Annotated in this window: 10 protein-coding genes; 9 read left to right on the top strand and 1 reads right to left on the bottom strand. The window is 67.2% G+C overall.

The genetic code is table 11. The annotated features are described in order from the left end of the window. Positions 1–53 precede the first annotated feature (53 nt). The 5 genes from JOF44_RS20955 to tuf all read left to right on the top strand — a co-directional run bounded on the left by JOF44_RS20955 (position 54) and on the right by tuf (position 6,270). The gene (locus JOF44_RS20955; RefSeq protein ID WP_209889235.1) at positions 54–1,319 is read left to right on the top strand and encodes a resuscitation-promoting factor; all 1,266 of its coding nucleotides are present in this window, start codon (positions 54–56) and stop codon (positions 1,317–1,319) included. A gap of 552 nt (positions 1,320–1,871) precedes the next feature. After that, positions 1,872–2,246, top strand: a complete 375-nt coding sequence (gene rpsL, locus JOF44_RS07455; RefSeq protein WP_076808106.1) for a 30S ribosomal protein S12 — start codon at positions 1,872–1,874, stop codon at positions 2,244–2,246. Continuing rightward, complete coding sequence (gene rpsG / locus JOF44_RS07450; RefSeq protein ID WP_076808104.1) at positions 2,246–2,716, top strand: 30S ribosomal protein S7; 471 nt, start codon at positions 2,246–2,248, stop codon at positions 2,714–2,716. Before rpsL ends, rpsG begins: the two co-directional genes overlap by 1 nt. Before the next feature lie 90 nt (positions 2,717–2,806). Continuing rightward, positions 2,807–4,954 carry an elongation factor G gene (gene fusA / locus JOF44_RS07445; protein ID WP_209889233.1) on the top strand — a complete coding sequence of 716 codons (2,148 nt, stop codon included), beginning with the start codon at positions 2,807–2,809 and terminating at the stop codon, positions 4,952–4,954. A gap of 128 nt (positions 4,955–5,082) precedes the next feature. Next, a complete protein-coding gene (gene tuf / locus JOF44_RS07440; protein WP_209889231.1) occupies positions 5,083–6,270 on the top strand; it encodes an elongation factor Tu in 1,188 nt (395 codons plus the stop codon). A 612-nt stretch (positions 6,271–6,882) separates the two neighbouring features. Here the strand turns inward: tuf and JOF44_RS07435 are convergent. Beyond that, positions 6,883–8,067, bottom strand: coding sequence for a YflT domain-containing protein (locus JOF44_RS07435; RefSeq protein ID WP_209889230.1), 1,185 nt, complete (start codon positions 8,065–8,067; stop codon positions 6,883–6,885). A 422-nt stretch (positions 8,068–8,489) separates the two neighbouring features. Here JOF44_RS07435 and ngcE point away from each other — a divergent pair, with 422 nt between their 5' ends. From ngcE to rpsJ, 4 genes are all read left to right on the top strand, one after another. After that, positions 8,490–9,938 (top strand): N-acetylglucosamine/diacetylchitobiose ABC transporter substrate-binding protein, encoded by a 1,449-nt coding sequence (gene ngcE, locus JOF44_RS07430; RefSeq protein ID WP_245348888.1) that lies wholly within the window; start codon positions 8,490–8,492, stop codon positions 9,936–9,938. Beyond that, the gene (locus JOF44_RS07425) at positions 9,938–10,903 is read left to right on the top strand and encodes a carbohydrate ABC transporter permease (RefSeq protein ID WP_209889226.1); all 966 of its coding nucleotides are present in this window, start codon (positions 9,938–9,940) and stop codon (positions 10,901–10,903) included. Before ngcE ends, JOF44_RS07425 begins: the two co-directional genes overlap by 1 nt. Further along, positions 10,903–11,838: a carbohydrate ABC transporter permease gene (locus JOF44_RS07420; RefSeq protein WP_209889223.1), complete on the top strand. Its 936-nt coding sequence runs from the start codon at positions 10,903–10,905 to the stop codon at positions 11,836–11,838. Before JOF44_RS07425 ends, JOF44_RS07420 begins: the two co-directional genes overlap by 1 nt. A gap of 405 nt (positions 11,839–12,243) precedes the next feature. Further along, positions 12,244–12,552, top strand: coding sequence for a 30S ribosomal protein S10 (gene rpsJ / locus JOF44_RS07415; protein ID WP_076808092.1), 309 nt, complete (start codon positions 12,244–12,246; stop codon positions 12,550–12,552). Positions 12,553–12,556 lie beyond the last annotated feature (4 nt).

Here is a 12,556-nt window from a genome sequence, read left to right as displayed (position 1 = left end):
ACATGTGCTCAGGGAACGAGGCCGTCGAGGGGCGGCAGAGAACAGGTGGAACAGTGAAGAAGACTCCGTGGATCGTCGCGGCTGCGACCGTATGCGTCGTCGGCCTGGGTGGTGGGGGCACCGCCTTCGCCATGTCCAACGAGGCGGCGGTGACCGTGTACGGCGACCAGTCGACCGTGCGCACCTTCAGCCCGACCGTCTCCGAGCTGCTGCAGGCGCAGGGCATCGAGGTCAAGGACACCGACCTCGTGGTCCCGGATCTGGGCGAGACCGTCACCGACGGCATGAAGATCCAGGTCGTCCAGCGCACGCCGGTGACCGTCACCATCGACGGCAAGGACCAGAAGCTGCTCACCACGGGTGACACCGTCGGCGATGCGCTCGAGGACGTGGACTACGAGGCCGAGGGCGCTCGGGTCAGCCCGAAGGCCGAGACCGAGCTGCCGGACGACTCCGCACACATCAACGTCGTCACCCGCAAGACCGTGACCTTCAAGGGTGCCCGTGGCCAGGACACCTTCGATGTCACCGCGCTGACCGTCGACGAGGCCATGAAGAAGGTCCTCGGCAACATCGAGGACACCGACAAGGCCTCCGTCGACCGCGACTCGATCCTCGAGGACGGCGCGACCATCACGGTCCAGCGCATCCGCGAGAAGGAGCGCACCGAGACGGAGGACATCCCGTTCGAGACCAAGACGGTCGAGGACGACGACCTCCTCGAGGGCAAGACCGAGGTCACCACCGAGGGCAAGAAGGGCACGACGGAGAAGGTCTTCACCGACACCGTCGTCGACGGCGAGGTCACCGACTCCGAGCTGGTCTCGGAGAAGGTCACCAGCAAGCCCGTCGACAAGGTCGTGGCCGAGGGGACCAAGCCGGCTCCCGAGCCGGAGCCGAAGCCCGAGCCGAAGCCCGAGCCCGAGCCGAAGGAGCAGAGCTCCGACTCCTCCTCGGACTCCTCGGACTCCTCGGATTCCTCGCGCTCGGAGAGCTCCTCCTCGCGCAGCTCCGAGCGCGAGTCGACCTCCGAGTCCGGCAGCACCGGCGCCTCCGCCCCGGCCGCTCCCAGCGGGTCGGTCTGGGATCGCCTGGCCCAGTGCGAGTCGGGCGGCAACTGGTCGATCAACACGGGCAACGGATTCTCCGGCGGCCTGCAGTTCACCAAGTCCACCTGGCAGGCATTCGGCGGCGGGCAGTACGCTCCGGTGGCCCACCAGGCCAGCCGCGCCCAGCAGATCGCCGTGGCCAAGAACGTCCAGGCCACCCAGGGCTGGGGCGCATGGCCCTCCTGCACCTCCCAGCTCGGGATCGGCTGAGCGGGACCGATCGGTCCGGCGGTCCCTCGGCTCCCTCCGACGGTCCCTCGACCCTGACGGCGTCGAGCAGCCGCTGACCTGCACCGCACGAGCGCGCCGCGATCATCGCGGCGCGCTCGTGCGTGTCCGGACCGGACCGGGGGAGTGGTCCGGTCACGGACCGTCATGTGATCTGCGTCGGAACCCTCCAGAGGCTTTGACCGCATGCGGCGCGCCTCAGTAGACTGCCACTGCGTCCGGAGTGCCCTCTGGTCGTGACCCGGGACGAGTCCCGTGATCACCCTGCGGGGAGATCGCGGAGGGTGTCCCCCGCGAGGAGCGGATCCTCGCGGCGTGCCCGAATGCGGGACGGCTGCCATGCCCGGCACCGCCCGTGGGCACCGATCACGGTCCTCCTGGACGCCCGGCAGGTGCCATCACCTGACGGGCGGGTCGATCCGCCGACGTTCCCCGGGCGTGGGGACGGTGCATCGGGTCGCCGGCCGCAGGAGCGGTCGAAGAAGTCGATCCTTCGGTGCCAACAGCGCCGAGGGCTGAACAGGAAGAGAAGCTGTGCCCACTATCCAGCAGTTGGTGCGCAAGGGACGGGACGCCAGGTCCGGTTCCTCCAGCACGCCCGCGCTCAAGGGGTCTCCCCAGCGCCGCGGCGTCTGCACGCGCGTGTACACCCAGACCCCCAAGAAGCCGAACTCGGCGCTGCGGAAGATCGCCCGTGTGCGCCTCTCCACCGGCGTCGAGGTCACCGCATACATCCCGGGTGAGGGCCACAACCTCCAGGAGCACTCGATCGTGCTCGTCCGCGGTGGTCGTGTGAAGGACCTCCCCGGTGTGCGCTACAAGATCGTCCGTGGCGCGCTCGACACCCAGGCAGTGAAGGGCCGCAAGCAGGCCCGCTCCCACTACGGCGCCAAGAAGGAGAAGAAGTAATGCCTCGTAAGGGCCCCGCTCCCAAGCGCCCGCTGGCCGTCGACCCCGTCTTCGGCTCGCCGATCGTCACCCAGCTCATCAACAAGATCCTCCTGGACGGCAAGAAGACCGTCGCCGAGGGCATCGTGTACGACGCCCTCGAGGGCGCTCGCGAGAAGAACGGCCAGGATCCGGTCGTCACCCTGAAGAAGGCGCTGGACAACATCCGGCCGTCCCTCGAGGTCCGCTCCCGCCGCGTCGGCGGTGCGACCTACCAGGTCCCGATCGAGGTCAAGCCCGGCCGCGCCACCACGCTGGCGCTGCGCTGGCTCGTCAGCTACTCCCGCGCCCGTCGCGAGAACAGCATGACCGAGCGACTGATGAACGAGATCCTCGACGCGTCCAACGGCCTCGGTGCCGCGGTGAAGCGTCGCGAGGACACTCACAAGATGGCCGAGTCCAACCGGGCCTTCGCGCACTACCGCTGGTGAGTTCAGGTGGGGTCCCCCTGCACGGGTGGGCCCCACCGACTGCCCTCCGGCACGTCGACCAGCTTCCGTTCTCCAGAAAGGCTCAAGCCCGTGGCACTCGCAGTGCTCAGTGACCTGAACAAGGTCCGAAACATCGGCATCATGGCTCACATCGATGCCGGCAAGACCACCACCACCGAGCGCATCCTCTTCTACACCGGCGTGAACTACAAGATGGGCGAGACCCACGACGGCGCCGGCACCATGGACTGGATGGACCAGGAGAAGGAGCGCGGCATCACGATCACGTCGGCCGCGACGACCTGCTACTGGCACGACAACCAGATCAACATCATCGACACCCCCGGCCACGTCGACTTCACCGTCGAGGTGGAGCGCTCGCTGCGCGTGCTCGACGGCGCCGTCGCGGTGTTCGACGGCAAGGAGGGCGTGGAGCCCCAGTCCGAGACCGTCTGGCGCCAGGCCGACAAGTACGACGTCCCGCGCGTCTGCTTCGTCAACAAGATGGACAAGCTGGGTGCGGATTTCTTCTTCACCGTCAGGACCATCGTCGACCGTCTCGGCGCCAAGCCGTTGGTCATGCAGGTCCCGATCGGTGCCGAGAACGACTTCACCGGCATCGTCGACCTCGTCGAGATGAAGGCCTACGACTGGCCGGAGATCCTCGAGGAGGACATGAAGGCCATCAACTCGAAGAAGGGTGACCCCTCGCGCGGCCAGTGGCAGCGCGAGATCCCGATCCCCGCCGATCTGCAGGACACGGTCGACGAGTACCGCGGCAAGCTCGTCGAGGACGTCGCCGAGAGCTCCGAGGAGCTCATGGACAAGTACCTCGAGGAGGGCGACCTCACCGTCGCCGAGCTGAAGTCCGGCATCCGTGCGATGACGGTCAACTCCGAGGCCTACCCGGTCTTCTGCGGCACCGCCTTCAAGAACAAGGGCGTCCAGCCCATGCTCGACGGCGTCATCGACTACCTGCCCTCCCCGCTCGACGTGCCCCCCATGGTGGGTCACAAGCCGAGCGACGAGAGCGTCGAGCTGACCCGCAGCGCCGACTGGGACGAGCCGTTCTCGGCCCTCGCGTTCAAGGTCGCCACGCACCCGTTCTTCGGGTCGCTGACCTACGTGCGCGTGTACTCGGGCCAGGTGAAGCAGGGCGAGCAGATCGTCAACGCCACCACCGGCAAGAAGGAGCGCGTCGGCAAGCTCTTCCAGATGCACTCCAACAAGGAGAATCCGGTGGAGGAGGCCTTCGCGGGCCACATCTACGCCTTCATCGGCCTCAAGGACACCACCACGGGCGACACGCTCACGGATCCGAACCAGCAGATCCAGCTGGAGTCCATGAGCTTCCCGGAGCCGGTCATCTCGGTGGCCATCGAGCCCAAGACCAAGGGCGACCAGGAGAAGCTGGGCGTCGCCATCCAGAAGCTGGCCAAGGAGGATCCGACCTTCCAGGTGCAGCTGGACGAGGAGACCGGCCAGACGGTCATCCGCGGCATGGGCGAGCTCCACCTCGACATCCTCGTGGACCGCATGCGCCGTGAGTTCAACGTCGAGGCGAACATCGGCAAGCCGCAGGTCGCCTACCGCGAGACCATCAAGCGCGTCGTGGAGAAGTACGACTTCACCCACAAGAAGCAGACCGGCGGCTCCGGCCAGTTCGCGAAGGTGCAGATCACCTTCGGCCCGCTGACCGATGCCGAGGACGGCGTCTTCTACGAGTTCGACAACAAGGTCACCGGTGGCCGCATCCCGCGCGAGTACATCCCGAGCGTGGACGCGGGCATCCAGAGTGCCCTCGAGTCGGGCATCGTCGCCGGCTACCCGGTCGTGAACGTGAAGGCTGACCTCATCGACGGTGCGTTCCACGACGTCGACTCCTCGGAGATGGCGTTCAAGATCGCCGGCTCCATGGCGGCCAAGGAGGCTCTGCGCAAGGCGCAGCCGGTCATCCTCGAGCCGCTCATGGACGTCGAGGTCCGTACTCCGGAGGAGTACATGGGAGATGTCATCGGCGACCTGAACGCACGACGCGGTCAGGTCCAGTCGATGGAGGACGCGAGCGGGGTCAAGATCGTCCGTGCTCTCGTCCCGCTGTCGGAGATGTTCGGCTACGTCGGCGACCTGCGGTCCAAGACCCAGGGTCGGGCGATGTACACGATGCAGTTCGACAGCTACGCGGAGGTCCCCGCCAGCATCGCTGAGGAGATCATCGCGAAGACCCGGGGCGAGTGAGAAGCCGGGGGAGCAGGTAGGCTCCTTCTCCTGTTCCCCCGCACTTCCATCGGACCACCTCCCCTCCCGGGAGGGATCCGATCCCGATCCAGAAGTACCACGAGAAGAAGTCCTAGGAGGACACCACCATGGCCAAGGCCAAGTTCGAGCGGACCAAGCCGCACGTCAACATCGGCACCATCGGTCACGTCGACCACGGCAAGACGACGCTGAGCGCCGCGATCTCCAAGGTCCTGTACGACAAGTTCCCGGAGCTGAACAAGGCCCGTGACTTCGACACGATCGACAATGCGCCCGAGGAGAAGCAGCGCGGCATCACGATCAACGTCTCGCACATCGAGTACGAGACCGATAAGCGCCACTACGCGCACGTCGATGCCCCCGGCCACGCCGACTACGTCAAGAACATGATCACCGGCGCCGCTCAGATGGACGGTGCGATCCTCGTGGTCGCCGCCACCGACGGCCCGATGGCGCAGACCCGTGAGCACGTCCTGCTCGCGAAGCAGGTCGGCGTCCCCTACGTTCTCGCCGCGCTCAACAAGGCCGACATGGTCGACGATGAGGAGATCATCGAGCTCGTCGAGATGGAGGTCCGCGAGATGCTGACCGAGCAGGGCTTCGACGAGGACGCGCCGATCATCAAGGTCTCCGCGCTCAAGGCGCTCGAGGGCGAGGAGAAGTGGGTCAAGTCCGTCGAGGACCTCATGGATGCGGTGGACGAGTCCATCCCGGATCCGGTCCGTGACATGGACCAGCCCTTCCTCATGCCGGTCGAGGACGTCTTCACGATCCAGGGTCGCGGCACCGTCGTGACCGGCAAGGTCGATCGCGGCAAGCTCGCGATCAACTCCGAGATCGAGATCGTCGGCATCCGTGCGCCGCAGAAGACGATCGTCACCGGCATCGAGATGTTCCACAAGCAGATGGACGAGGCGTGGGCCGGCGAGAACTGCGGCCTGCTGCTGCGTGGCACCAAGCGTGACGAGGTCGAGCGTGGCCAGGTCATCGTGAAGCCGGGTTCGATCACCCCGCACACCAACTTCGAGGCGCAGGTCTACATCCTGTCCAAGGACGAGGGCGGCCGTCACAACCCGTTCTACTCGAACTACCGTCCGCAGTTCTACTTCCGGACCACCGACGTCACCGGCGTCATCACGCTGCCCGAGGGCACCGAGATGGTCATGCCCGGCGACAACACCGAGATGACGGTCGAGCTGATCCAGCCGATCGCCATGGAGGAGGGCCTCGGCTTCGCCATCCGCGAGGGTGGCCGCACCGTGGGCTCCGGCCGCGTCACCACGATCGTCAAGTGATCATCGCGGGGGCGACCCCGCAGCGGTGACGGCGTCCTGAGGACGCTGCGTCGACGAAGGCCCCGACCCGGGTTTCCGGGTCGGGGCCTTCGTGCATTCCGGGCCGAGTCTCCGTGCATCCGGGCTGAGTCTCCGTGCATTCCGGGCCGAGTATCTGCGCATTCCGGGCCGAGGAGATGCGCGTTGGGAGCCGGTCGCATCGAGTGGCGTATGACGAGCACGCTGTGCGCTGTACGGCGTCACGTGCTCACCGAGCGCCGGTGGATGCGATCACAGGCCCATGTCCGGTCCCCGGTGCGCCACCGCGTCCGCAGCGGAGGCTCCTCCGACGGGTCCGGGGACCGAGGGTCTGCCGGAGAGCAGGCCGGCGGCGACGTCGCTGCGGTCGCGTCGGCGTCGTCAGGGTCTCAGGGTCTTGTGCACGAGAGCGCCCCCGCCCCACCGGACGGCGGAGCAGGGGCGCAGGTGACGACGAGGGCGGCACCGAGTCGGCCGAGGGCCCGCCCCAGCAGGCCCGGCAGCCCGGCGGCGCAGGTGACGACGAGGGCGGTACCCGTCAGCCGAGGGCCGGCCCCAGCGGGCCCGGCAGTCCGAGGCGGTGCTCCGAAGGGATCAGCGAGATCCGCGGGAGGGGTCGTCGTCCGCCGGCGAACTGCTCGAGGAGCGGGATGCGTCGGGATGCGAGGAATCGTCCGGGCCGTCGCGAGGATCCGTGGTCGGTTCATGCTCGCGCAGCGGTGTTCCGGCAGGCTGACCGAAGGAGGCGCGCCCGGACCGGGAGGGTCGATCCTCGCCGGTGCCGGCGGGGGCTGGCGTGGCGGGCTGTCCGTACGACGGCCGTCCGGACGGCGAAGCGGGCGGTGCCGCCGGGCCGGGATCAGATCCCGGCCAGGCGGGGGAGCTCTTTCCGTCCTGAGCATCCGGTGCCTGACCGTACGGCCGCTGACCGTCTTGGCGACCGTCCTGCTGGCCGTACTGCTGGCCCGGCCGTTGGCCGAACTGTCCCTGGCCGTACTGCTGACCGAACTGGCCGTGGCCGGACTGTCCCTGGCCGTACTGCTGACCGAACTGGCCGTGGCCGGACTGTCCCTGGCCGTACTGCTGACCGGGCTGGCCGTGCCCCGCCTGCTGACCGGGCTGGCCGTGGCCGTACTGCTGGCCTGACTGCCCCTGGCCGTACTGCTGACCGGGCTGGCCGTGGCCCGCCTGCTGGCCGAACTGCTGCGGGCTCCCGCTCCCGCCCCCGCGGATACCACCGGCCTCGTACCCGGGCACGGTTCCGGGCGGCGGCGGGGAGGTCATCGGCACGGCGCCGGACTCCGCCAGCAGCTGACGAGCCTGCTCGGCGTGCTTGTGCTCGACGAGCAGCTCGTACTGCATGGGGATCGTGGCGACCATCGACGTGAAGTCGCGCTTGCCCCCGGTGAGCAGATGGCCGACCGCGGTCCAGACCGTGAAGAACACGATGCCCATCAGCACGCTGGTCAGCACCACCCAGATGCTGCTGGGCGAGGTGATCAGGAACAGCAGGATGCCGAGGAACAGGCCCATCCACAGCCCCGACATGATGCCCTGACCGATGATGCGACCCCAGGTCTTACGGCCGGTGACCCGCTCCATGAGCTTCAGGTCTGTGCCGACGATCAAGGTGGACTGCACCGGGAAGTGCTTGTCGGCGAGGGTGTCGACGACGGCCTGCACCTCCTGGTACGTGCTGTAGACCCCGAGGGACCGCGGGTACTCCAGGTCGTACAGCCGCGCTGTCAGCGGGGAGGGGGACTGCGGTGGCTGGTTCATCGTGCCAGCGTAGGTCAGGAGTTGGCGAGGCGGCTGGACTGCGGGTGAATGCCGGATGGGAAGTGCTCGCAAGCCCCCGACGCGCCCATGCGCAGGTGAGCACGTAGCTCGCGCACGGGCACGGGACCAGCAGTCAGTGTCGCGAGCACGCGCACGGGACCAGCAGTCAGTGTCGCGAGCACGCGCACGGGACCAGCATGGGACCAGCAGGTGCGTGATCGTGCTCGACCAGTCGATCGGCCCCTGCCGATCGGTGACACCTTTGCAACTTTTTGATCACGCGTCTCGTGAGACACGCAGATCTGAGCAGAGCGCTTCTATACTGACGCCAGCGGTGCGGCGTCGCGTCGCGCACCCTGAACAGGACATCCTCAGTTTCAATGATGAAAGAGGGAGCAATGGAAGACCCCAAGGATTCCACCATGCTCGACACGCCGGCTGAGAAGCTCGGAGCGTCCCGACGACTCTTCCTCGGCCTGGCCGGGGTGGGCACCGGGGCTGCTGCCCTGAGCGCCTGTGCCGCCGGTGGCGGCGGTGGCGGCGGCGGTGACGAGGGCGACGACGATGCGGGCGTCGGCACCGGAGAGGGGGAGGTCTCCGACGACAACCCCTTCGGTGTCTCGGGCGACGCGAAGGTCGACGTCGTCATCTTCAACGGCGGCTACGGCGACCAGTACGCGAAGGACGCCGGCACGAAGTACGGGGAGATGTACCCGGACGCCGACGTGAAGGTCTCCTCCACCGTGAACATCCAACCGGACCTGCAGCCTCGCTTCATCGGCGGCAACCCGCCGGACCTCTTCGACAACTCCGGTGCACAGTCCATGAACGCCGGTGCGCTGGTGGGGGAGGGCAGCGTGGCAGAGCTCGATCAGCTGGTCGAGGCCCCGTCCCTCGACGGAGGCACGCTCAAGGATCTGCTGATCCCCGGCTCGCTGACTCCGGGCACCTACTCCGGGAAGCTGTACGCCCTCAACTATGTCTACACCGTCTATGCGGTGTGGTTCTCCCGCAAGCAGTTCGAGGAGAAGGGCTGGACTCCGCCCGTCACCTGGGATGACGTGATGACCATCGGGGAGACGGCCAAGAGCGAGGACCTGGCGCTGTTCCCGTGGGGCGGGCAGAACGCCTCGAACTACTACCGGGAGCTCGCCGTCTCGATGGCGATCAAGGAGGGCGGCCTCGAGGTGCGGAAGAATCTCGACCGCCTCGAGCCCGACGCCTTCGAGCAGGATTCCGTCGTCGCCGCGTATGCGGCGATCGAGGACGCGGTCAAAGCGGGGTACTTCCTCTCGGGCGGCGCAGGCATCAAGCACACCGAGGCGCAGGCGCAGTGGGTCACGGGCGACGCCGTCATGTATCCGTCGGGCTCATGGATCGAGAACGAGCAGAAGGGAATCACCCCGGAGGACTACGAGATGGTGGGCGTGCCCACCCCGCAGCTCAGCTCGGGGGGCGCCATGCCGCCGGAGACCATCCACGGCACGGCGGGGGAGCCGTTCTTCGTCCCCAGCGAGGCCGAGAACGGGGCCGGCGGCCTCGAGTTCCTGCGCATCATGCTCTCCCAGGAGCAGGCACAGAATTTCTCGAAGATCACATCGTCCCCGACGATCCTCAAGGACACCATTCCCGAGGATGCCTTCGGGTCGACGGCCCTGGCCTCCACCAACGAGATGATCACGGCCGCCGGGGACAACACCTTCCACTACAACCATCGTGACTGGTACGGGATGGGCCCGGACACCGTCACCTTGTGGACGGAGTTCCTCAGCGGCGCCCTGACGGCCGACGAGGCCCGGGAGCGGGAGCAGGGTCTGTTCGATGCGATCCGCGAGGACGACAGCATCGAGAAGTTCGACGTCCCCGAGTGATGGCGGCCGTTCCCACAGCAGTCCCCTCGGGAACGCCTCCGCGCACCCGAGGGGCTCTGCGCAGGATCACACCCGCTCGAGCCCTGTTCTTCGCGGTCTTCCTCGGACTGCCGCTGCTGCTGTACGTCGTCATCGTCGTCTGGCCGGTCGCGCAGGCGATCTACTACTCGTTGACGGACTGGCGGGGCCTGGCGGCCGCGCCCGAGTTCATCGGACTGGGCAACTACGTCACGCTGTTCCAGGACCCCACCTTTCTCAAGGCGCTGACCAACAACCTGATCCTGCTGGTCGCGCTGCCCACGATCGTGATCGTGCTGGCGTTCGCGCTGGCAATCCTGGTCACGGTCGGCGGCAGCACGCGCGGCGAGATCCGGGGCGTGCGCGGGGCGAACTTCTTCCGCATGGTGAGCTTCTTCCCCTACGTGATCCCGGCCGTCGTGGTCGGCATCCTGTTCGCCTTCATCTACTCACCCAACGGCGGGCTGCTCAACGGCACCCTGGGCCTGATCGGCCTGGACCCGGGGATCGGCTGGTTGGGAGACCCGGACTTCGCGCTGATCGCGGTCATGCTGGCCGTGGTCTGGAACCTGCTCGGGTTCTACATGGTGCTCTTCGTCGCGGCGATCCACGCGGTCCCCGCCGAGGTCGTCGAGGCCGCACGTCTTGACGGCTGTGGGCGCATGCGACTGTCCGTGCAGGTGATCCTGCCGATGATCCGGGAGAACGTCTCGACGGCCGCCGTGTACATGGGGATCGTCGCGCTGGACATGTTCGTGTACGTCCAGGTGATGACCCCGAACGGCGGCACGGCCAAGAGCACGGAGGTCATCTCCCGGTACCTGTATCAGACGGCATTCTTCGACTCGCGGTTCGGGCTCGCCTCGGCCATGGGCGTGGTGCTCGCTCTCGTGACCATGCTCATGGCCGTGATCGTCCTGTTCAGCTTCCGACGGAAGGATGTGTGATGGCGAAGAGCCCCGATGCCGCGCGGACCGCACCGACGGACCCCGCGCGAGCGCACTCCGCCGACACCTCCGGATCTCGGCGTGGACGTGCCCGTTCCGCGTCCTCCGGCGGGGACCGGACGTTCGGTGTCATCGCCAACGTGGTCCTGACCATCTGGGCGCTGCTGGTGGTCCTTCCGCTGCTGTGGACCTTCTACAGCTCGTTCAAGAACTCGCGGGAGATCCTCACGTCTCCGTTCAGCCTTCCCGAGAAGCTGAACCTCGAGAACTTCGTGACCGCCTGGACCGAGGCCGGCATCGGCCGGTTCTTCGGGAACACGCTGATCGTCGTCGGCGGAGCGCTGTTCCTGGTGATGCTGCTGGGCTCCATGTGCGCATACGTCCTGGCGCGGTACGCTTTCCCCGGGCGTCGGGTGATCTACTACGGGATGATCGCCGGGCTCACCTTCCCGTTGTTCCTCGCCGTGGTGCCCCTGTTCTTCGTGCTGGAATCGATGGGGCTGCGGAACACCTACGTAGGGCTGATCCTGGCCTATGCCGGCTTCGCCCTGCCGTTCACGGTGTTCTTCCTCTACGCGTTCTTCCGACAGCTGCCGGAAGAGATCGCCGAGGCCGCCGCCATCGACGGTGCGGGGGACTTCCGCACCTTCTTCACGGTGATGGTCCCGATGGCGGCTCCCGGGCTCGCCAGCGTGACCATCTTCAACTTCCTGGGCCTGTGGAACCAGTTCCTGCTGCCGGTCGTGCTCAACACGGACCAGAGTAAGTTCGTGCTCGCCCAGGGGCTTGCGAACATGCAGGCCCAGCAGGGCTACCAGTCGGATTGGGGCGCGATGTTCGCCGCCGTGACCATCACGATCCTGCCGGTGCTCATCGTCTACGCGATCTTCCAGCGCCAGCTGCAGGGCGGCGTCGGGCGCGGCTCGGACAAATGATCGCCCGGTGACGGCCGACCCGCCGCGAGGCAGCGGCGGGTGATGCGCCCGGTCGAGGCCTCCGGACGGGCTCGGGGCCCCCGATGTGACGGGGTGCACCCGGGCCCGTCTTGTCGTCGGCGAAGGGCTCTGGCAGACTGTACAAGTTGTCTGCGCGGGCCGACATGCCCGGTTCCGTTCTCCGTGGGTCCAGTACCCCGGCGAATGATCACCGGATGAGGTCCGTCCCGAGGATGCGAACTGCGCCACCGGCGCTGATCGCGCATCGACGAGGGAAGCGACGCAGAAGCAGCCGATATCCGGCGGCCGTAGGCAGGGCTGTGTGCCCCGCAGAGGCCGACACGCCCGTCCTCGGGTACCGGGATCGGCTGCATCCATGCCAGACGAGAAGAGAGACAGGACGCCATGGCGGGACAGAAGATCCGCATCCGGCTCAAGTCGTACGACCACGAGGTGATCGACACCTCGGCGCGCAAGATCGTCGAGACGGTCTCCAGCGCGGGTGCGACGGTCGTGGGCCCGGTGCCGCTGCCGACCGAGAAGAACGTGTTCTGCGTGATCCGTTCTCCCCACAAGTACAAGGACTCCCGTGAGCATTTCGAGATGCGCACGCACAAGCGACTGATCGACATCGTCGACCCCACGCCCAAGGCTGTGGACTCGCTCATGCGTCTCGACCTGCCGGCGGACGTCAATATCGAGATCAAGCTCTGAGGCA

Source organism: Brachybacterium fresconis (assembly GCF_017876515.1).
Classification (GTDB): domain Bacteria; phylum Actinomycetota; class Actinomycetes; order Actinomycetales; family Dermabacteraceae; genus Brachybacterium; species Brachybacterium fresconis.
The sequence above is the reverse complement of the archived record's forward strand: the minus strand, read 5'-3'. Positions and strand labels throughout refer to the sequence as shown.

What these genes read in the sequence shown, in the direction of transcription:
- JOF44_RS07435 (WP_209889230.1), bottom strand. Translation starts at nt 8,067, where the DNA reads ATGAACCAGCCACCGCAGTCCCCCTCCCCGCTGACAGCGCGGCTGTAC.
- JOF44_RS07425 (WP_209889226.1), top strand. Translation starts at nt 9,938, where the DNA reads ATGGCGGCCGTTCCCACAGCAGTCCCCTCGGGAACGCCTCCGCGCACC.
- rpsG (WP_076808104.1), top strand. Translation starts at nt 2,246, where the DNA reads ATGCCTCGTAAGGGCCCCGCTCCCAAGCGCCCGCTGGCCGTCGACCCC.
- rpsJ (WP_076808092.1), top strand. Translation starts at nt 12,244, where the DNA reads ATGGCGGGACAGAAGATCCGCATCCGGCTCAAGTCGTACGACCACGAG.
- tuf (WP_209889231.1), top strand. Translation starts at nt 5,083, where the DNA reads ATGGCCAAGGCCAAGTTCGAGCGGACCAAGCCGCACGTCAACATCGGC.
- JOF44_RS07420 (WP_209889223.1), top strand. Translation starts at nt 10,903, where the DNA reads ATGGCGAAGAGCCCCGATGCCGCGCGGACCGCACCGACGGACCCCGCG.
- ngcE (WP_245348888.1), top strand. Translation starts at nt 8,490, where the DNA reads ATGCTCGACACGCCGGCTGAGAAGCTCGGAGCGTCCCGACGACTCTTC.